The following is an 18864-nucleotide window of genomic DNA, read 5'->3' on the forward strand; positions in this document are numbered from 1 at the left end:
TGGAGCCGAAGGGGCTATGAAGAGGGTCACGTCCGCCGATAACCTTGACCCCGTGTACGGCTACGAGCAGACCGGGTACCAGGGCGACCCCTACCAGCAGCAGGCGCAGCAGCAGCACGCCCAGCAGCAGGGGATGAACGGCATGCCGGGCCCCGGCCAGTACGGCGAACAGCCTCCGCAGGCCGCCCCCCAGCAGTCTCTCTACCCGGAACCCTCGCCGCCATCCCTCGCGGACGCGGTCCGGGCCTTCACCACCGGCGCCATGCCGGTCGAGGACTTCCAGGCGATCTTCATCACCTCCAAGGTCCACTGCCCGCGCGGCGACCGCCCCGGCTTCCTGGCGCTGCACAACACGCCGACCCCGGTGATCCCGATGTTCAGCTCGCTCAAGGAGCTGCGCCGCTACGCCGGCAAGGACTCCAAGCACTTCAGCGTCACCGGCGCCGAGGTCCTCGACCTGCTGCCGACCGGCTACGGCTTCGCCCTCGACATGGAGGGCGAGCACCGGATGGTGTTCGACGCCAAGGCGGTGGAGCAGATGGTCGACTTCACCATGCGGCGGATGTACGGCTGAGCCCCCTCGGGGATCCCCCAGGGGAGACCCATGACCCAATGGTTCAACTTTCAACTTGATTGTTGTTGAGGATTGAACTACATTGGCCGACGTAGGCCAGAGAACCCCGAAGAAGGAGGCCGACATGCCCGCCGTGACCGTCGAGAACCCGCTGACCCTTCCGCGCGTCGCCACCCCGGACGCCGCGACCAACACCCCTCGACCGGTGCTCGCGGTGGTCACCGCCCCGGAGGGCTTCGAGGGCGAGGGCTTCCCGGTCCGCCGGGCCTTCGCCAAGATCAACACCAAGTACCTCGACCCGTTCATCATGATGGACCAGATGGGCGAGGTGGAGTACGCCGCCGGAGAGCCCAAGGGCACCCCGTGGCACCCGCACCGCGGCTTCGAGACCGTCACCTACCTGATCGACGGCGAGTTCATCCACAAGGACTCGCACGGCGGCGGCGGCCACCTCGGCGGCGGCGACACCCAGTGGATGACGGCCGGCTCGGGCATCCTGCACATCGAGACCCCGCCGGAGTCGCTGGTGCTGACCGGCGGCCTGTTCCACGGCATCCAGCTCTGGGTGAACCTGCCGGCCGCGGACAAGATGACCCAGCCCCGGTACCAGGACATCCACGGCGGCCACGTCAAGCTGCTCACCACGCCGGACGGCGGCGCGGTCCTCCGCCTGATCGCGGGTCAGCTGGACGGCCACGAGGGCCCGGGCATCACCCACACCCCGATCACCCTGCTGCACGCCACCGTCACGCCCGGCGCGGAGCTCACCCTGCCCTGGCGGCAGGACTACAACGCGCTGGCCTACGTGCTCAACGGCGACGGGACGATCGGCGCCGAGCGCCGGCCGATCCGCACCGGCCAGTCGGCGGTCTTCGGCGAGGGCGACACCCTCACCATCGCGGCCGACGCCAAGCAGGACTCCCGGCACCCCAACCTGGACGTGATCATCCTGGGCGGGCAGCCGATCCGGGAGCCGGTCGCGCACTACGGGCCGTTCGTGATGAACAGCCACCGCGAGCTGGAGCAGGCCATGCGGGACTTCCAGTCGGGCGCCTTCGGGCAGCCGACGGACTGACCCGCCGTCGGGCCGGAGGCCGGGTCCCCGTGCGGGGGCCCGGCCTCCGGCGTTCCGTCGGCGTTCCGTCAGATCCGGGCGTAGAGGGCGGAGGCGTCGTCGTGGGCCTTGCCGCGGGGCCAGCGGCGGCAGTGCGCGTCGGTCCGCTCGGTGGCGCGGACCTGGGCGATCAGTTCGGCCGGGCCCTGTTCGGCGAGCAGGTGGACGGCGTCGGACCAGCTGCCGAGGCCGAAGCGCTCCGTCCAGCGGGAGGCCCCGTCACTGAGGGCGGCGACGGCCCGCAGGGCGGTCAGCCGGACGAAGCCGGTCTCGGCGTGGCCGGCCGCGCGCGGGGAGGCGGCGGCGATCCACGGGCCGTGCCCGGTGTTGCGGGCCGCCCGGACGGCGAGGGCGTAGCGCAGGTGGAGGTCCGCCCGTTCGGCCGAACCGGGGACGGTGGACCAGATCTGACGCCGCAGCAGCTCACCGGCGGGGAAGCGCTGGTTGTCCCCGATCACCCGGGGCGGGCCGTCCTTGAGGTCCAGCACCAGCATCGAGTCGCCGAGCACCAGGTACTCCAGCGAACTGCCGTGCAGCCGGGCCGCCACCACCATGGCGGCCGGGGTGTTGGGGTGGGCCAGGTCGCAGCGGCCGCCGTGCAGCGCGGCCGTCTCGACGATGGCGTCGGCCAGGCACTCGGCGATCGAGCGGTCGGCCCGGTCGGTGAGTCTGGCCAGGAGGTGGACGCCGAGGCGCCGGACGTACCAAGGGGTGCCGTGCCGGCAGCCGGACTCGAAGTCCTCCGGACTGCTCGACCCGTCCAGCAGTACCAGTGCCTCCGGGCTGGCGGCGGCGAAGTCCTCGCTCTCCCGGCCCGGCTTCTGCGGTTCGCCCGCGAGCTCTACCTGCATCCCGACAGTGTGGCGGCGGAGCGCGCGAGCGGACAGGGTGCCGACGGGATAGCGTCGTGAATGTCCTGTTCTGTCACCTTTTCAGGAGCCTCACGTGATGGTGCTGCAGTTCTTCGTCCTGCTGATCGCCGCGATCGGCTTCCCGACACTCGCCCTGCTCTACCTGATCGGCGGCCCGGAGTACCGGGACCGGCCGCACTGAACCGCCACCGGGCCCGGCGGGGAAATGGCCAGCCGGACGGCCCCGGGCGTGACAGGGTGACCCCGTAACACCGGTACCGGTTCCTGGAGGTCACACATGAGCGCCACCCCCGATCCCGTCGAGCCGACGGCGAGCGAGGAGCCCGTCGCCGAGCCCGACGACCAGAAGGCGAAGTTCCTCGCCGCGCTCGCCCGCAAGCAGGGCGCCAAGGGCGGCAACGGTGGCGGCCAGGGCGGGGAGTCGAAGATCCACGGCACCCACGCGGCGGCCGGCGGCAAGCGGAACTTCCGTCGCAAGAGCGGCGGCTGACGGCCCCTCGGCGCCGTCCGGGCGGTCCTCCCCCAGGGGAGGGCCGCCCTTCGCGTCTCAGCGGGCGGGGGTGGGGACGGGGAACGGTTCGGCGAGGAAGCCGAGCACGTTGTCGAGCACGGCCGGCTCGGTGAGCACCCGCTTGTGGCCGAGCCCACGGGTGGTCAGCAGGCGTGCGCCGTACGGCTCGTACGCCGCGTGGAGCGGGCCGGACTCGGCGTACGGGATCACGCGGTCGTCCTCGTCGTGCACCAGGAGGACGGGCAGGGCGAGCTCCTCCGGGCGGTGCACCGGGCTGAGGCCCGGATACTCCAGGCCGGGCGGGAGCACAGCGGCGATCCGGCGGCGCAGTTCGGGGACCGCCCAGCCGCCGAGACCGAGGCCGGCGGCGAAGGCGCGCGGGAAGAAGTCGAAGTCCCCCGGGCCGGCGATCGCCACCAGGCGCCCGGCCTTGGCGGTGTCGCGCAGCGCCAGCACGGCGGCCGGGACCGCGAGGGAGTGGGCGACCACCGCCTCGAACGGGCCGTGGCGGTCGTGCAGCTGACGGATCGCCTCGCGGTAGTCGAGGATCGTCACCGTCCGGCCGGCCGACTCGCCGTGGCCGGGGGCGTCGAAGGAGACCACGGTGAGGCCGAGTGCGCGCAGCCGGGGTATCAGGGCGGCGTAGCGGGAGGCGCGGGACTGCCAGCCGTGCAGCAGCAGCACCGGGCGCGCACCGTCGCCCCAGCGGTAGGTGGTGACGGCGGTGCCGTGCACCTCGATGCGCTCGACCGCGGCGGCGGCGTGCAGCTCGCGCTCCTCGGGGCGCAGACGGCTGCGGTGCACCGGGCGGAGGAAGAGGGCGAAGGCGGCGTGGCCGGCCAGGCGGGGCGCGAGGGCCGCCGTGGCGTTGAGGGTGGTGCGGATCAGGGCGACGGACAGGTCCATGGGCGCTCCCCGGTCGGGCCGCGGCATGGGTGTGCGGCCTCTCTGGGGAAATATATTAGCACGACCGTTCGTGCAGTTTTTGGAGAGTGGACGGCGGACGGTGAACGGTGCGGGTGGGGACGGGCGGGGGTCAGGAGGCGAAGGCGGTGAGGGTCCGGTCGATGACGGTCGCGGCGCGGTCGAAGCGGGCCGGTTCGTCGAGGAGCAGGCTCTGCGCGTTGGCGGTCTCCATCGCGGCGACCAGGAGGAAGGCGAGCTGCTCGGGCTCGGCGGCCGGGGTCAGTTCGCCGGCGGCGCGGGCGGCGCGGACGAGGTCGATCAGGAGGCCCTCCCAGTCGCGGGCGGCCTCGGCCAGGGCGTCCCGGATCGGGCCGGGCTGGGTGTTGAACTCCGCCGAGACCGACTGGAAGAAGCAGCCGCCCGGGAAGACCCGGTCGCGGGCGTAGCCGACCCAGCTCGCGCACAGGGCACGCAGCTTCGACAGACCCGGGGCCTCCTGCTCGTGCGGGGCGATCACGACGTCGTAGAAGATCCGGCGGGCGGCCCGGACGGTGGAGAGCTGGAGCTCCTCCTTCGACCCGAAGGCGGCGAACACCCCGCTCTTGCTCAGCCCCAGGTCAGTGGCCAGGCGCCCGATCGACAGCGCCCCCAGCCCCTCGACCGAGGCCACCTCGACGGCCCGGCCGAGCACCGCGCGACGGGTCTCGTTGCCCCGCTGCACCCGTCCGTCGGTGGCTGTTCCGGCCACTGCTCCCACCTCACTCCGCATCCGGCCCTCCAGGGTAGGGCCTGCGCGGCGCACGCAGGTGGTGATGCCGGGGGCGCAGGGAAACGGCAGCACGTGCAACTGGCTCGCCTGCCCCGACCTCACGCTGGGCCGCCTTCCGACTCGCGCAGTTCCCCGCGCCCCCGGGGTGACCACCTACGTTCCTCGCGCCCCGGAGTGACCACCTATGTTCCTCGCGCCCCGGGGTGACCACCTACGTTGCCCAGTCGCCGGCCCAGGTGAGGAGGCGTTCGTCGTGGTGGGCCGGGGCGATGAGTTGGAGGCCCAGGGGGAGGGCGTCGGGCGGGGTGGTGGGGAGGGTGAGGGCGGGCCAGCCCAGGGCGCTCCAGGGGGTGGACATGACGGGGTCGCCGGTGGACTCCAGACCGGACGGGGCCGGGCCGGTGGCGGCGGGGGTCGCCCAGAGGTCGATGCCCTCGGTCGCGGTGAGCGCGGTGAGGTCGCGGCGGTGGCGGGTGAGGTCGCGCTGGGCGGCGGCGTACTCCGCGGTGGTGATCTCCTGCCCGTGCCGGATGGCCGCCGCCGTCTCGGGGCGGTAGAGGCGGCCGAAGCGGGGGAACAACTCCTCGTGCACCCGCGCCAGTTCGTACCGGGTGACCACCTCCACGGCCTCGACCACGGCCTCCAGGCCACCCGCCGGGGTCAGCCGACGGACCGTCAGCCCCAGCTCCCCGAGGACCGTTTCGAAGACCGCCAGCGCGGCCGGATCGACCGGGGCCAGGTAGGGCTCGGGGACGCCGAGCACCGGCGCGGGCAGCTCGCCGGCCACCGGCGTCCAGCCGTCGCAGAGCAGCGCCGCCGCGCGTGCCGCGCCCGCGACGCCGGAGACCAGGACGCCGATGGTGTCGAGGCTCGGGGCGCAGGCGATCATCCCGTCCGGGGGGATCCGGCCGTACGTGGGGCGGAAGCCGACGACGCCGCAGTAGGCGGCCGGGCGGATCACCGAGCCGAGGGTCTGGGTGCCGAGGGCGAGCGGCACCAGCCCGGCCGCGACCGCCGCCGCCGAGCCGCTGCTGGAGCCGCCCGGGGTGCGCGTCGGGTCGTGCGGGTTGCGGGTCGGGCCGGGGGCGCCGAGGGCGAACTCGGCGGTGACGGTTTTACCGGCCACCAGGGCTCCCGCCCGCCGCAGCCGCCGTACCGCCGTCGCCTCCGGCCCGGCGAGCACACCCGGCGGCAGGGCGGAGCCGGCGTGGGTCGGGAGTCCGTCCACGTGCAGGACGTCCTTCACCCCGACCGGCACCCCGTACAGCGGCGGGCGGTCGGGGCGGTCGGGGCGGTGCGCCAGGGTGCGGGCCTCGGCGGCGAGCCGGGCGTAGCGACCGGGCTCCGGGGTGAAGGTCCGCAGCAGCGGGTCGAGCCGGTCGATCCGGGCGCACAGCTCCTCGACCACGCCCTCCGGGTCCGCCCCTTCGCCCTCGGGGCCCACGTCCATCGGGTCCACGCCTGCCGGGTGCACGCCTGCCGGGTCCACGGGCGCGGCGGGCTAGGGCTGCTCGGTGTAGGTGTGTTCGCTGGGCAGGTACGGCACCTCGCGGAGGAAGAGGGCTCCGCAGGTGTGGCAGTTGAGGTCGGGCTGTTCCGACCACCGGGTCGGCTCCCGGGTCTCCGCCGCGCTCTCCAGCTCGTGGCCGCACATCGCGGTGGAGGCGCCCACCGTGGTGATGTGCCAGCTCTTCACGCCACCGGACTGACCGTCAGGGCCGTACTCGGCCCGCATCTGGTGCTCCATGCCCCAAGGCTGCGCCGCCCGCCCGCGACCGGCAATTCCTGAGCGCCCGTCAGGACGGCCGACCCGGTGCCCGGCCGCCGGGCGCCCCGGCCCCAGACTGGTACCCGTCACCGGACGACCGACCACGGAGGATCCCGCATGAGCGCCACGCTCCGCACCGACCGCACCGCGATCCGGCTCCGGCCGGTCGAGGCGCCCGCCGTGCGGCTCTTCCTCTTCCACCACGCCGGTGGCTCGCACCTGTTCTTCCGGGAGTGGTGCGAGCTCTTCCCGGCCGACTGGGACGTCGTGCTGACGGAGGCGCCCGGGCGCGGCTTCGGCGGCAGCGAGGCGCCGTTGACCGAGCTGGGTGCGCTGGCCGAGCGCTTCCGGGCGGACCTGCGCGGCCTGCTGACCGGGCCGTACGCCTTCTTCGGGCACAGCATGGGCGGACTGGTCGCCACCGAACTCGCCCGGCGGATACGGACCGCCGGGGAGCCGGGGCCGCGCTGGCTCGGCCTCTCGGCCTGGGCGGCCGACCGGGCCCGGCCCGCCGATGCGGCGGAGCCTCGCTACCTGCGCTCCGACGACGCGCTGCGGGAGCTGCTGGTCGGGATGGGCGGCACCCCCGCCGAGGTGCTGGCCGTGCCGGAGCTGTGGAAGATGTTCTCCCCCGCGATCCGGAGCGACTTCCAGCTGGTGGACACCGCGCCGGCGGAGCTGCGCGCGCCGCTGACCGAGCTGCCGCAGTCGCTCTTCGCCGGGCAGGAGGACCCCGTGACGCCCGCCCCCGCCGTGGCGGAGCTGGCCGGGCGGCTGCCGCACCTCACCGGCCTGTACCTCCACCCCGGGGGCCACTTCTACCTGCGCGAGCACCGTGAGGTGATCGCCCGTCAGATCGTGGCCGACCTCGGCGGTGTGCTCCGGCAGGACGCCTCCTGACGCCTCACGGCCGCAGGCCCGCCAGCTCCTCGTGCAGCCCGCGCACCGCGTCCACGGCGGACCGCAGCGTCGACGGGTCGACCGAGAACCCGGTCAGGGCCGCCTCCGTGCGGGGCCGGTAGTCGGCGGGGGTGCGGGGCATCCCCGCCGCCTCCGCGAGGGCGCCCTTCTCGTTCAGCAGGAAGCGGCCGTTGAGGGCGAAGACCACCTGGTTGAGGCAGGCCACCGCGCGGTGCAGCAGGCCGGTGACCTGGTGCAGGTCGCCCCGGCGGGCCGGGGAGAGTGCCCCGTCCAGGGAGAAGCCCGCCTCCCAGCCGAACCGGGCCACCACGGCCTCGGCCAGCGCCGGCGGGTACGGGTCGACCAGGGCGCGCAGGGCGGCCAGCCGGCCCTCGGGGTCGCGCAGCGGCAGGTTGTGCCGCACCTCGCCGGCGTAGACGGTCGAGACGAAGCCGTGCGGGTGGCCCGGCTGGTAGTCGACGGTGAAGCGTCCGGCCGCCGCCTCCCGGACCACCCGCTCCACCCGGGCGTGGTCGCGCAGCAGGACGTCGGTCTTCAGCCCGTCCGCGGTGAGCCAGACGCCGCCGTTGATCCACGGCCCCCACTCGCCGTACCCGCCGTGCCCGGCCGGTGCGCCCCCGTCGTCCAGCTCCGCGGCCGCCGCCAGCACCTGCCCGAACTCCGGCGCGGCGTCCGGGTCGTAGTACAGCCCGATGTCCAGGTCCGAGTCCGGCCGGGCCGCGCCCCGGGCCCGCGAGCCGCCCAGCACCACCCCCGTCACCCCGGGCAGCCGGGCCAGCCGCTCCCCGATCCGGGCGAGCGTGGCGGCGGGTTCGGGCAGCTGCGGGTTGGTCATCCGGCGAGCCTACGGCCGGGCTGACGGCAGGTCAGCCGGGTTTCCTTCCGGGACGGTGCTCAGGAGGCGGCGCGGAGGAGGGCGTCGTCCTGCCACTTGAGGACCTTGTCGAAGCTGACGATGGCGCCGCGGAGGGGGTGGTTGCGGAGCTGGACGTGGTCGGTGAGGGCGTGGATGAGGAAGAGGCCGCGGCCGCTCTCGGCGGAGAGGTCGGGGAGGGCCTCGAGGTCGACCGGGCGGGCGGAGGTGGGGCGGCCGGCCGGGAGGACGTGGGTGTCGTAGGGGGCGGGGCGGCCGTCGCCGCGGGGGCGGTGGGTGGTGAGGGCGGGGGCCGGGAGGGTGGCGCGGCCGCGGCGGGTGCGACAGCGGGTGCGGGGGCGCGCCGGGGAGGGGGCGGCGGCGCGGCGGACGGCGGGCAGCGGCGGGGTGCGGATGGGGACGGTGGCCGGGGGCAGGCCGGGGCCGGAGTCGGTGACCTCGATGCGCAGGGTGTCGCCGGAGATGGAGGCCGTCACCTGGAAGCCCTCGTCGGGGCGGGCGGTGGTGGCGTGCTCGACGGCGTTGGCGCAGGCCTCGGTGAGGGCGATGCCCAGGTCGAAGGCGATCTGGGGGTCGACCCCGGCGGAGTCCATGGCGCCCAGCAGGATGCGGCGGGCGAGCGGCACGCTGGCCGGGTCGCGCTTGAGGTGCAGAGTCCACCAGATGTCCACGGGAGGTCCCTCCTGGCTGCGGCTCCACATACAACTAGGTATCTCCGGCACATTCGCGGGTGAACCGTGCACGGGCCCCGGGACCGCCCGTTCGGCGGATGGACTGGTGCAGCGGGGTGTGCCGGGCAGCGCGTTGCACGGCGCGCACGCCGGGGCCGAACGGGGCAATGTGATGTATTTTCCGCCCCTCCCCGGGGGCCGCTTGTAGGCGGTGAGAGGATGGCTCAGCCATGACCAGCCATCAGCCCGCCCCGCCGCCGGGAGCCGCCACCGGGAGCCGCCGTGCTCCGCAGGCCGCTCCCGTCGCCGCGTGGGACCTGCGGCTGGCCCGGGCCGTGCCGTTCGCGCTGGTCTGCACCGTGATCGCGGCCGCCGGGCACACCCTGGTCGGCAGCGGCGAGGTGGCGCTGCCCGCGCTGGTGCTCGGCTTCGTGCTGGTCTGCGCGGTGGCCGCCGCGCTCGGCGGCCGGGAGCGTTCGCTCGGCTCGATCGCCGGGGCGCTGGGCGCCGGGCAGTTGGGGCTGCACCTGCTCTTCCACTCGGCCTGCGGCGGGTTCGCCGGGGTGGCGATGACCGGCATGGCCGGGATGCACCACGGCGGGCTGACGCTGCCTCAGGTGGCGGGGCGGCTGGTCTGCAACGAGACCGGGCTCCCGCTGGCCGGGGACCCGGCGCAGCTGGTCCGGGCCGCCGGGCTGGACCCGACGGCCTACCCGCTGACCACCGCCGCTCCGGACCAGGGCTTCCTCGGGATGACCGTCCCGATGCTGCTGGGCCACCTGGCCGCCGCCGTGGTGGCCGGCTGGTGGCTGCGCCGGGGGGAGGCCGCGCTCTGGCGGCTGCTCCGGCTGACCGCGCGGGCGGCACAGGAGTGCGCCGCCCCGCTCCGCACGGTGCTGGCCCTGGTGCTGGCGCTGCTGCTCGGCCCGCTGCCCGCGCCGCGCGCCCTGCGCGCGCCCCGGGCGGGCGACTGGCGGCTGCCCGCCGCCGTCTCGCTGCGGCACAGCCTGCTGAGGCGCGGGCCTCCCGGGTACGGGTTCGCGCGCTGACCCAGGGCCTCCGGGCCCCGTACGGCGTGCGAAGAGTACTGACCCCTGGTCAGATCCCACGTCCCGTACCCCTGCGGGCCCGCGCGCCGCCGACCACGGCCGGCGCGGCAGCCCGCCGTCTCCGTCTGGAGCCCACACCCATGCGCATCTCTCCTGCCCGTCGTCTCACCGCTGCCGCCGCCGTCGCCGCCGCCTCCGTGCTGGCCCTGGCCGCCCCGGCGTTCGCGCACGTCACCGTCCAGCCGGGCTCGGCCCAGCAGGGCGGCTACACCGCCGTCGACTTCCGGGTGCCGAACGAGAGCGACTCCGCCTCGACCGTGAAGCTCGAGGTCAACCTTCCGCTGGACCACCCGATGGCCTCGGTCCGTGTGCTGCCGGTGCCGGGCTGGACCGCCGTGCTGGAGAAGTCCAAGCTCGACAAGCCGCTGAAGGCGCACGGCCAGGACATCACCGAGGCGGTCTCCAAGATCACCTGGACCGCCGAGGGCGGCGCGAAGATCGCCCCGGGCCAGTTCCAGGAGTTCAAGGTCTCGCTCGGCGCGCTGCCGACCAACACCGAGAAGCTCACCTTCAAGGCGCTGCAGACCTACGACGACGGCAACGTGGTCCGCTGGATCGACGAGGCCAAGGAGGGCCAGCCCGAGCCGGCCAAGCCCGCCCCGGTGCTGACCCTCACCAAGGCCCCGGCCGCCGCTGCCGGCGCCGACCACCACGCGGCCGGTTCGGCCGACGCCGCGAAGGACAAGGCGGCCGACAAGGGCGGCCAAGCCGTGGCCAAGGCCGACGACTCCACCGCCCGCACCCTCGGCGTGGTCGGCATCGTGGTCGGCGTGATCGGCGCCGGGCTCGGCGTCCTGGGCCTGCGCCGCAAGAGCAGCGCCTCCTGAGTCAGGGCCGGTCCGGGCCGCCGCACGCCAGGCGGCGGCCCGGACCAGGCCGCAGTCGCACGCCCCACGAACGGATCACCATGGCACCCCGCACCACCCGACGGACCTCCCCCCGACTGCTCGGCGCCGCCGCCCTCGCGCTGACCGCCGCCCTCGCCCTGACCGCCTGCGGCTCCTCCGGCTCCGGCGCCGGCGGCCCCGCCAAGGTCTCGAAGGAGAGCAGCACGTCGCCGTACCAGGCGACCGTGCTGACCAAGCACTTCGACAAGCCCGACCTGGTGCTGAACGACACCTCCGGCCAGCCCTACGACCTGCGCGCCAAGACCGCCGGCCGGGCCACCCTGCTGTTCTTCGGCTACACCAGCTGCCCGGACGTCTGCCCGACCACCATGGGCGACATCGGCGTGGCGATGTCCAAGCTCTCCCCGGAGGAGCAGCAGAAGATCGACGTGGTCTTCGTCTCCACCGACCCGGAGCGGGACACCCCGAAGGTGCTGCGCACCTGGCTGGACTCGATGGGCAAGAGCTTCACCGGCCTGACCGGTGACCTGGAGAAGGTGAAGGCCGCCGCCAAGACCCTCGGCGTGCTGGTCGAGGACCCGATCGTGAACAAGGACGGCACCGTCACCTCCTCGCACGGCGCCCAGGTGCTGGGCTTCCTGCCCTCCGACGACAAGGCCCACCTGCTCTACCTGAGCAGCACCTCCACCCAGACCTTCGCGCACGACCTCCCGCTGCTGGCCAAGGGGGTGGCCGCGTGACCGGCTTCCGCCGCAGTGCCCTGATCGGGGCGGGCCTGGCAGCCGTGCTGGCCGCCGGGACGATACTCGTCGGCTGCGGGTCCGGCTCCGGGGCCGACGCGCCGTCGGCCGGTGCCGCGGTGGCCGGGGCCGCCCCGAGGCTCAGCGTGGTCGACTCCTACATCCCGCTGCCCGCCAGCCCGAACGGGATGGGCGCCGGGTACCTGACGGTGCGCAACGAGGGCGGCGCCGACGAACTGGTGAAGGTCTCCAGCCCCGCGGCCAAGTCGGTCACCATGCACCGCTCCACCGACCAGACCATGGAGCAGGTGGAGTCCTTCCCGGTGCCGTCCGGCGGCGAGCTGCAGCTGGCCCGGGGCGGGAACCACCTGATGATCATGGGTTGGGAGAAGGCGCCCGCCGTCGGCGACCAGCTCGAACTGGACCTCACCTTCAAGAAGGGCGGGACGGTGGCCGTCAAGGTCCCGGTCCAGCCGCTCACCTACCGACCGGGAAGCTGACGACCCATGAGAAGGCTCGGTGCTCTGCTCGCCGTGGCGGGCGCGGTTCTGGTGCTGTTGATCGGCGGGGCCGGGACGGCCTCCGCGCACGCCGCGCTGGTCTCCACCGACCCGGCGGCCAACACGGTGCTGCCCGCCGCCCCGGCGGCCGTCACGCTGACCTTCAGCGAGGGCGTCTCGCTCTCGCCGGACTCGGTCCGGGTGCTCGGCCCCGACGGTGCGTCGGTGGACAGCGGGGCCCCCGGCCACGTGGACGGCAAGGCCGCCACCGCCCGGGTCGGCCTCAAGGGCGGCCTGGCGAACGGCACCTACACCGTCGCCTGGCGGGCCGTCTCCGAGGACTCGCACCCGATCGGCGGCGCCTTCGTCTTCTCGATCGGCGCCCCCTCCGCCACCACCGTCTCCGCCACCGCACTGCAGAACGCCGAGGCCGACTCCACGGTCGCGTTCTTCTACGGCACCGGCCGGGCCGTCGCGTACGGCGCCTTCGCCCTGCTGGCCGGGGCGGCCGCGTTCGTGCTGGTCTGCTGGCCCGCCGGGGTCGCGGTGCGGGCGGTGCAGCGGCTGCTGATGACCGGTTGGGTCGCGCTGCTGGTCTCGACCGTCGGGGTGCTGCTGCTGCGCGGCCCGTACGAGCGGGGCACCGGGATCGGGCAGGCGCTGGACCTCTCGCTGGTGCGCGCCACGCTGGACGAGCGGATCGGCACCGCGCTCTCGGTGCGGTTGCTGCTGCTCGCCGCCGCCGGGGTCTTCCTCTCGCTGCTGGTGGGGCAGTTGGGCCAGGCCCGGCCGGCCGTGCCGACGGCGGGGGCGGCCGACGGCTCCGGACCGACGGGGGACGCGGAGGAGGACGAGCTGCGGCGGCTGGAGCGCAAGGCCGCCGAACGTCCGCTCCGGGACGCCCGCTTGGGCCTCGGGGTGGCCGGGCTGGTGCTCGCGGTGGCGCTCTCCGCCACCTGGGCCGGGGCGGACCACGCCTCGGTCGGCGAGCAGGTCTGGCTGGCGCTGCCCAGCGCGATGGTGCACCTGCTGGCGATGGCGCTCTGGCTGGGCGGGCTGGTGGCGCTGCTGATCGGCCTGCGGGTCGGGGTCGGGACGCGCGCGGTCGAGCTCTTCTCCCGGCTGGCCTTCTGGTCGGTCACGGCGCTGGTGGCCACCGGGCTGTACCAGTCCTGGCGCGGGCTGGGCGGCTGGGCGGCGCTGGTGGACACCGAGTACGGGCGACTGCTGCTGGTGAAGACCGGCGTGGTGGTCGCGATGGTCGGAGTGGCCTGGTTCTCCCGAGGGTGGGTGGCGCGGCTGCGGGCCGAGCCGGACGCCGCGGAGGGCACGGAGGTCACGGAGCGGGACGGGGTCAAGGCGGAGGTCGAGGCCGGGCGGGTCGAGGTGCGCGAGGGCGTGGGCCCCAAGGGGGGCCGGGCTGCGGGCGGCGCCGGGGGTTCCGGTGCGGACCCGGGCGAGGAGGACCCGGTGCGGGCCGCGCAGTTGGCGCTGCAGCGGGCCGCGCGGGCCGAGGCGACGGAGCGTCAGGAGCGGGACGGCTCCCCCGCCCGGGCCGGGCTGCGGCGCTCGGTGCTGGTGGAGGCCGTCGTGGCGGTCGCCGTGCTGGTGGTCACCACCATGCTGACCAACACCCCGCCCGGCAAGGTCGCCGAGGCGGTGGCCGCATCCCCCGGTGGCGGCAGCTCCGCCGCACCGGGCACGGGCGACCGCAACCCGGTCCGGGACGGCACGGTGCCGGGCAGGACCGTGGAGCTCAAGCTCCCGTACGACACCGGCGGCCGCACCCCCAACGCCAAGGGCACCGCCACCGTCACGCTCAACCCCGCCGGGGTCGGGCTCAACGCGACCACGCTGACCCTGACCGACACCGCCGGGCAGCCGGTCGAGGTGCCCGAGGTCCAGCTGGCCGTCACCCTGCCGGACCGTGACCTCGGCCCGCTGCCGGTGGCCCTGCAGTCCGGCGGCCCCGGCAAGTGGACCGGGCAGGCCCAACTCCCGCTGGCGGGCAACTGGGTGGTGTCGGTGACCGTGCGGTCCTCCGACATCGACCAGGTGACCGAGGTGAAACCCCTGAAGATCGGCTGAGCACCATGAGCGCGTCCCCTCTCTCCCGCCGCGCCGTCCTGGGCGGAGTCGGAGCCGCCGGGCTGACCGTCGGCGTGGCCGGCGGTGCCCTGGGCCGGCAGGCGCTGGCCGACTCCCCCGCCGGGGCTCCGGCGGCCCTGGGCCGGGCCGCCGTCCCGTTCTTCGGGCCGAGGCAGGCCGGGATCACCGAACCGGGCCAGGCCCGGGTGCAGTTGGCCGCCTTCGACCTGGCCCCGGGCACGGGCCGGGACGGGCTGCGGCAGCTGCTGCGGCAGTGGTCGGCGACCGCCGCGCGGTTGGCCCGGGGGGAGACGGCCGAGTCGGCGGAGAACCAGATCGCGCTGGACGCCGGGCCGTGCGGGCTGACCTTCACCTTCGGGTTCGGGGCCGCGCTCTTCGAGAAGGCCGGTCTGACGGACCGTCGGCCGGCTGCACTGGCCCCGCTGCCGGCCTTCCCCGAGGACGCGATCGACCCGGCGCGGAGCGAGGGCGACCTCTGGGTGCAGATCGGGGCGGACGACGCGCTGGTGGTCTTCCACGCGTTCCGGGTGCTGCAGCGGCAGGCGACGGGGGCGGCGGCCCTCCGATGGCAGATGGCGGGCTTCAGCCGGACGCCCGGGGCCACCGAGCGGCCGATGACGCCGCGGAACCTGATGGGCCAGATCGACGGCACCGGGAACCCCAAGGCGGGTGAGGCCGGGTTCGAGGAGAAGGTGTTCGCGGGCGGGTCGGACTGGATGCGGGGCGGGACGTACGCGGTGGTGCGGCGGATCCGGATGCTGCTGGACAACTGGGAGAGCCTGCCGACGGACCGTCAGGAGCGGGTGATCGGACGGCGGAAGTCGGACGGCGGCCCGCTCTCGGGCGGGGGCGAGCACACGCCGGTGGACCTCACCGCCACCGGGCCGGACGGGGGGTTGCTGATCCCCGCCGACGCGCACGTGCGGGTGGCGGCGCCCTCCGCGAACGGCGGTGCCGCCATGCTGCGGCGGGGGTTCTCCTACGCGGACGGGGTCACGGCGGACGGGTCGCCGGACGCGGGGCTGCTCTTCGTCGCGTACCAGGCCGATCCGTTGCGGGGGTTCGTCCCGGTGCAGCGGAAGTTGGCCCGGGGGGACGGGCTCTCGCGGTTCCTGCGGCACGAGAGTTCGGGGCTGTACGCGGTGCCGCCCGGCGCACCCGAGGGCGGGTACGTCGGGCAGCAACTCCTGGAGGGCTGAGCGGGGTTGGTGATGCCGGGGGCGCGAGGAACTGCGCGCGGGGGAACGGCAGCGCGTGCAACTGGCTCGCCTGCCCCGATCTAGCGCTGGGCCGCCTTCCGACTCGCGCAGTTCCTCGCGCCCCCGGGGTGACCGATTTCCTCAGCGCCGCGAAATGATCGCCCGACCTGGGAGAGCGGTGGAGGCGAGGGCGAGGAGGACGACCGCTCCGGCGAGGGGGAGGGCGAGGGTCGGGGGGACGTAGGGGGTGCCGCCGGTGAGGCCGCGGGCGATGGGGGTGAGGGTGGCCCAGGCGATGGCGGTGCCGATCAGGAGGCCGGCCGAGGCGACCAGGAGGCCCTCCCAGCGGAGCATGCCGCGGATCTGGCGGCGGGTGGAGCCGGCCAGCCTGAGGAGGGTGAGCTCGCGGCGGCGGTCCAGGACGGTCATCACCAGGGTGTTGGCCGCGGCGACGGCCGCGAAGCCGCCGAGCACCGCCGCCATCACGGAGTTGGCCCAGCCGCTGGCCTCGCGGTCGCGGTCGGCCTGGGCGCCGTGCTCGGCCGCGTCGGTCACGGTGACCGCGCCGAGGCCGGCCAACTCCCGTGCCACGGCGGCGCGGTCGGCACCGTCGGCGGCCCGGACCAGCAGCCGGCCGTCGTAGCCGGTGGTGACGTGGGCGGCCAGGTCGGCGCGGGGCAGGACGGCCTCGCCGAGGCCGAGGCCGCGGTCGTAGGTGGCCACCACGAGCGGCTCCACCGGGGTGCCGTCGCCGAGCCAGAGGGCGGCGTGCTGACCGACCGTCACGCCGAGGTCCTCGGCCAGACCGGCGGCCAGCGCGACCGTGCCGGGGCGGGCCAGGCCGGACAGGTCGCCGTCGCGCACGCCGAGGTCGAGCACCCGGGCGTAGGCCGCCGGGTCGCAGGAGATGCCCAGGGCGGTGGCGGTGGCCGGGGTGTCGCCGGAGCGGTGGGCGACCGCGGTGTCGAGGATGCCGACCGCCGCACCGACGCCGGGCAGGCGGGCCGCCCTGGCCACGGTGTCCGGGGACAGCCCCGGGCCGGCGGAGGTGACCACGTGGTCGGCGACCAGGCCGCGGCGGGCCTGCTCGCCCGCGGCGTGGGTGAGGGTGCTCTGCAGGAAGAGCAGGGTGCCGCAGAAGGCGGTGACCATCACGATCGGGGTGATCGCCGAGGCCAGCCGGCGGGCGTTGGCCCGGGTGTTGTCGGCGGCCAGCGAGGCGGCCGCGCCGCGCAGGCGCAGCGGCCAGCCGAGGACGGCGGCGGCGGCCCGGGCCAGCAGGGGGCCGAGCAGGCCGACCGCCAGCAGCAGGCACATCACCACGCCCAGCGCGGTGTTGGCGGCGTCGGAGCCGCCGAGGTTCGCCGCGACGCCCGCCAGTGCGAGGCCGCCGGCCAGGGCCAGCGCGCCGAACAGGGTGCGGACCTTGCCGAGCCCGGGGCGCTCGGCCGCCGACTCGCTGAGCGCCAGTCCGGGCCGCAGCTTGGCCGGGCGGCGGGCCGCCAGCCAGCCGCCCAGCAGGGCGGAGAGCAGTCCGGTGCCGACCGCGGCCAGCACCGGGATCGGGCCGGTGTTCAGCGCCACGCCCTCGGCCACCATGCCGCGCTCCGTCATCTGCCCGAACCACCAGCGGGCCAGGCCCAGTCCGGGCAGCACGGCCAGGGCTCCGGCGACCGGTGCCAGCAGCGCGGCCTCGGTCGCCACCGTGCGGCGGATCTGGCCCGGGGTGGCGCCGACCGCGCGCAGCAGGGCGAACTCGCGGGACCGCTGGTTGGTGGCCAGGGCGACGGTGCCGAGCACCACGAAGACCGCCGTCAGGGCGGTGATGCCGCCGAAGGAGCCGCCGAGGGCGGTGAGCATCTCCCGGGTGTTGGCGAGCTGCGGCTGCTCGGCGGTGGCGCGGTCGTCCCCGGTCAGCACCTGGGCGCCGGCGGCCACCGTCCGTACCTGGTCGGCGAGTTCGGCGGTGCTGACGCCGGGCTTCGGCTGCACCGCGATGACGTCCACCCGGCCCGGATGGCCGGCGGCGCGGGCCGCCTCGGCCGGGTCGAGCCAGAGGCCGGTACGGCCCGGCAGGGTGCCGGTGACCAGGTAACTCCGGGGACCGGAGGGGGTGTTGAGGGTGACCCGGTCGCCGGTGCGGTACGGGGTGTCCGCACCGGCCGCGAGCTCGGCGGCGGCGGGGGCGCGGCCCTGCAGGCCGTCGGTACCGGTCAGGGCGGTGGCGGTGGACGGGCCGGCCGTGGTGGTGACCGGGAAGGAGAGCTCGGGGACGGCCGAGGCCACGCCCGGAAGGGCGGCGATCCGGCCGGCCAACTCCAGCTCCACCCTTGCCCTTTCGGGCAGCGTGATGCGGGTGGTCTCGGGCTTCTCGCCGGGGACCGGGGCCACGGTGACCTCGGCCGAGGCCCGGTTCGCCACCACGACCGGGGCCCCGGCGTACTTCACCGGCGGGAGGGACGCGGTCAGGCCGGTCTGGAGCAGGACGCCGCAGGCGATGGTGACGACGGCGCCGAACAGCAGCGCGACGAAGCTGCCGACGAAGGCCGCCGGGCGGGCCCGCACCGAGGCGGCGGCCAGGCCGAGGGCGCTCATGCCGCCACCGCCGAACCGGCGTGGGTGGCACGGGCGGTGAGGCGCAGCAGGTGGTCGGAGACGGTCTGCGGGTCGGGGCGCTCCAGGGCGGAGACCAGCAGGCCGTCGGCGAGGAAGAGCACCCGGTCCGCGTGCGAGGCCGCGACCGGGTCGTGGGTGACCATCACCACGGTGGCGCCCAGTTCGTCCACCGCCCGGCGGAGCAGGCCCAGCACCTCGTGCGCGGTCCGGGCGTCCAGGGCGCCGGTCGGCTCGTCCGCGAAGACCACCTCCGGGTCGGTGACCAGCGCGCGGGCGATGGCCACCCGCTGCTGCTGGCCGCCGGAGAGCTCGTGCGGTCGGCGGCCGCCGTGCTCCGGCAGGCCGACCCGGGCGAGGAGTTCGTCGGCCCGGCGGCGGTCCTGGCGGGCGCCGGCCAGGCGCTGCGGGAGCAGGACGTTCTGACGGACGGTCAGGGAGGGGAGCAGGTTGAAGGACTGGAAGACGAAGCCGATGCGGCTGCGGCGCAGCCGGGTCAGCTTGTTCTCGCCGAGGGTGGCCAGGTCGGTGCCGCCGAGGAGCACCTGGCCGGCGTCCGGGCGGTCGAGGCCGGCGGCGCACTGCAGGAAGGTGCTCTTGCCCGAGCCGGACGGGCCCATCACCGCGGTGAAGCCGCCCCGGGGCAGCACCAGGTCGATGCCGCGCAGGGCCTGCACGGAGCCGTAACGGCGCTGTACGCCGCGCAGTTCGACGGCGGCGGAGTGGGCTTGCTGGACGGCCATCGGGGTCCTTCCGGGGCGGGATC

At 75.3% G+C, this 18864-nt stretch carries 19 protein-coding genes; 10 read left to right on the top strand and 9 right to left on the bottom strand.

Annotated features, from left to right (window positions below):
- Window positions 1-52: 52 nt before the first annotated feature.
- A complete protein-coding gene (locus tag ACWCYY_RS14370) occupies window positions 53-574 on the top strand; it encodes an SseB family protein (protein ID WP_380149505.1) in 522 nt (173 codons plus the stop codon).
- 124 nt (window positions 575-698) lie between these two features.
- Window positions 699-1649, top strand: coding sequence for a pirin family protein (locus ACWCYY_RS14375; RefSeq protein WP_449796170.1), 951 nt, complete (start codon window positions 699-701; stop codon window positions 1647-1649).
- 68 nt (window positions 1650-1717) lie between these two features.
- On the opposite strand, the gene ACWCYY_RS14380 is transcribed toward ACWCYY_RS14375, so the two are convergent.
- Window positions 1718-2539: an integrase gene (locus ACWCYY_RS14380; protein ID WP_345290629.1), complete on the bottom strand. Its 822-nt coding sequence runs from the start codon at window positions 2537-2539 to the stop codon at window positions 1718-1720.
- A 298-nt stretch (window positions 2540-2837) separates the two neighbouring features.
- Between ACWCYY_RS14380 and ACWCYY_RS14385 the strand changes: the two genes are divergently transcribed.
- Complete coding sequence (locus tag ACWCYY_RS14385; RefSeq protein ID WP_345290628.1) at window positions 2838-3050, top strand: DUF5302 domain-containing protein; 213 nt, start codon at window positions 2838-2840, stop codon at window positions 3048-3050.
- 57 nt (window positions 3051-3107) lie between these two features.
- Here ACWCYY_RS14385 and ACWCYY_RS14390 read toward each other — a convergent pair whose 3' ends face one another.
- From ACWCYY_RS14390 to ACWCYY_RS14405, 4 genes are all read right to left on the bottom strand, one after another.
- Window positions 3108-3977, bottom strand: a complete 870-nt coding sequence (locus ACWCYY_RS14390; protein ID WP_449796171.1) for an alpha/beta fold hydrolase — start codon at window positions 3975-3977, stop codon at window positions 3108-3110.
- 130 nt (window positions 3978-4107) lie between these two features.
- On the bottom strand, window positions 4108-4725 hold the full coding sequence (locus ACWCYY_RS14395; RefSeq protein WP_449796172.1) for a TetR/AcrR family transcriptional regulator: 618 nt from the start codon (window positions 4723-4725) through the stop codon (window positions 4108-4110).
- A 232-nt stretch (window positions 4726-4957) separates the two neighbouring features.
- The gene (locus tag ACWCYY_RS14400; protein WP_449796173.1) at window positions 4958-6196 is read right to left on the bottom strand and encodes an amidase; all 1239 of its coding nucleotides are present in this window, start codon (window positions 6194-6196) and stop codon (window positions 4958-4960) included.
- A gap of 51 nt (window positions 6197-6247) precedes the next feature.
- A complete protein-coding gene (locus ACWCYY_RS14405) occupies window positions 6248-6493 on the bottom strand; it encodes a hypothetical protein (RefSeq protein ID WP_345290624.1) in 246 nt (81 codons plus the stop codon).
- A gap of 138 nt (window positions 6494-6631) precedes the next feature.
- Between ACWCYY_RS14405 and ACWCYY_RS14410 the strand changes: the two genes are divergently transcribed.
- On the top strand, window positions 6632-7414 hold the full coding sequence (locus tag ACWCYY_RS14410) for a thioesterase II family protein (protein ID WP_449796174.1): 783 nt from the start codon (window positions 6632-6634) through the stop codon (window positions 7412-7414).
- A 4-nt stretch (window positions 7415-7418) separates the two neighbouring features.
- On the opposite strand, the gene ACWCYY_RS14415 is transcribed toward ACWCYY_RS14410, so the two are convergent.
- Window positions 7419-8270, bottom strand: coding sequence for a nucleotidyltransferase domain-containing protein (locus ACWCYY_RS14415; RefSeq protein WP_449796175.1), 852 nt, complete (start codon window positions 8268-8270; stop codon window positions 7419-7421).
- 59 nt (window positions 8271-8329) lie between these two features.
- Window positions 8330-8980 carry an ATP-binding protein gene (locus ACWCYY_RS14420; RefSeq protein ID WP_449796176.1) on the bottom strand — a complete coding sequence of 217 codons (651 nt, stop codon included), beginning with the start codon at window positions 8978-8980 and terminating at the stop codon, window positions 8330-8332.
- 230 nt (window positions 8981-9210) lie between these two features.
- Between ACWCYY_RS14420 and ACWCYY_RS14425 the strand changes: the two genes are divergently transcribed.
- From ACWCYY_RS14425 to efeB, 6 genes are all read left to right on the top strand, one after another.
- A complete protein-coding gene (locus ACWCYY_RS14425; protein ID WP_345290620.1) occupies window positions 9211-10029 on the top strand; it encodes a hypothetical protein in 819 nt (272 codons plus the stop codon).
- Window positions 10030-10169: 140 nt separating this feature from the next.
- Entirely contained in the window at window positions 10170-10916 is a 747-nt protein-coding gene (locus ACWCYY_RS14430; RefSeq protein WP_449796177.1) for a YcnI family copper-binding membrane protein, read from the top strand.
- Between the two features lie 80 nt (window positions 10917-10996).
- Window positions 10997-11677 (top strand): SCO family protein, encoded by a 681-nt coding sequence (locus tag ACWCYY_RS14435; RefSeq protein ID WP_449796178.1) that lies wholly within the window; start codon window positions 10997-10999, stop codon window positions 11675-11677.
- Entirely contained in the window at window positions 11674-12177 is a 504-nt protein-coding gene (locus ACWCYY_RS14440; protein WP_449796179.1) for a copper chaperone PCu(A)C, read from the top strand. The genes ACWCYY_RS14435 and ACWCYY_RS14440 overlap by 4 nt, the downstream gene beginning before the upstream one ends.
- 6 nt (window positions 12178-12183) lie before the next feature.
- Window positions 12184-14265 (top strand): FixH family protein, encoded by a 2082-nt coding sequence (locus ACWCYY_RS14445; RefSeq protein WP_449796180.1) that lies wholly within the window; start codon window positions 12184-12186, stop codon window positions 14263-14265.
- A gap of 5 nt (window positions 14266-14270) precedes the next feature.
- Window positions 14271-15485, top strand: a complete 1215-nt coding sequence (gene efeB / locus ACWCYY_RS14450) for an iron uptake transporter deferrochelatase/peroxidase subunit (protein ID WP_345290615.1) — start codon at window positions 14271-14273, stop codon at window positions 15483-15485.
- Between the two features lie 141 nt (window positions 15486-15626).
- Here the strand turns inward: efeB and ACWCYY_RS14455 are convergent, their stop codons facing one another.
- A complete protein-coding gene (locus tag ACWCYY_RS14455; protein ID WP_449796181.1) occupies window positions 15627-18080 on the bottom strand; it encodes an FtsX-like permease family protein in 2454 nt (817 codons plus the stop codon).
- Window positions 18077-18841 carry an ABC transporter ATP-binding protein gene (locus ACWCYY_RS14460; protein WP_449796182.1) on the bottom strand — a complete coding sequence of 255 codons (765 nt, stop codon included), beginning with the start codon at window positions 18839-18841 and terminating at the stop codon, window positions 18077-18079. The genes ACWCYY_RS14455 and ACWCYY_RS14460 overlap by 4 nt, the downstream gene beginning before the upstream one ends.
- Window positions 18842-18864: the final 23 nt, after the last annotated feature.

The organism is Kitasatospora sp. NPDC001664 (assembly GCF_053596675.1).

Coding starts and splice junctions, on each gene's coding strand:
- ACWCYY_RS14430 (WP_449796177.1), top strand. CDS start 10,170: ATGCGCATCTCTCCTGCCCGTCGTCTCACCGCTGCCGCCGCCGTCGCC.
- ACWCYY_RS14445 (WP_449796180.1), top strand. CDS start 12,184: ATGAGAAGGCTCGGTGCTCTGCTCGCCGTGGCGGGCGCGGTTCTGGTG.
- ACWCYY_RS14425 (WP_345290620.1), top strand. CDS start 9,211: ATGACCAGCCATCAGCCCGCCCCGCCGCCGGGAGCCGCCACCGGGAGC.
- ACWCYY_RS14460 (WP_449796182.1), bottom strand. CDS start 18,841: ATGGCCGTCCAGCAAGCCCACTCCGCCGCCGTCGAACTGCGCGGCGTA.
- ACWCYY_RS14455 (WP_449796181.1), bottom strand. CDS start 18,080: ATGAGCGCCCTCGGCCTGGCCGCCGCCTCGGTGCGGGCCCGCCCGGCG.
- ACWCYY_RS14390 (WP_449796171.1), bottom strand. CDS start 3,977: ATGGACCTGTCCGTCGCCCTGATCCGCACCACCCTCAACGCCACGGCG.
- ACWCYY_RS14375 (WP_449796170.1), top strand. CDS start 699: ATGCCCGCCGTGACCGTCGAGAACCCGCTGACCCTTCCGCGCGTCGCC.
- ACWCYY_RS14400 (WP_449796173.1), bottom strand. CDS start 6,196: ATGGACGTGGGCCCCGAGGGCGAAGGGGCGGACCCGGAGGGCGTGGTC.
- ACWCYY_RS14380 (WP_345290629.1), bottom strand. CDS start 2,539: ATGCAGGTAGAGCTCGCGGGCGAACCGCAGAAGCCGGGCCGGGAGAGC.
- ACWCYY_RS14415 (WP_449796175.1), bottom strand. CDS start 8,270: ATGACCAACCCGCAGCTGCCCGAACCCGCCGCCACGCTCGCCCGGATC.
- ACWCYY_RS14405 (WP_345290624.1), bottom strand. CDS start 6,493: ATGGAGCACCAGATGCGGGCCGAGTACGGCCCTGACGGTCAGTCCGGT.
- efeB (WP_345290615.1), top strand. CDS start 14,271: ATGAGCGCGTCCCCTCTCTCCCGCCGCGCCGTCCTGGGCGGAGTCGGA.
- ACWCYY_RS14385 (WP_345290628.1), top strand. CDS start 2,838: ATGAGCGCCACCCCCGATCCCGTCGAGCCGACGGCGAGCGAGGAGCCC.
- ACWCYY_RS14410 (WP_449796174.1), top strand. CDS start 6,632: ATGAGCGCCACGCTCCGCACCGACCGCACCGCGATCCGGCTCCGGCCG.
- ACWCYY_RS14435 (WP_449796178.1), top strand. CDS start 10,997: ATGGCACCCCGCACCACCCGACGGACCTCCCCCCGACTGCTCGGCGCC.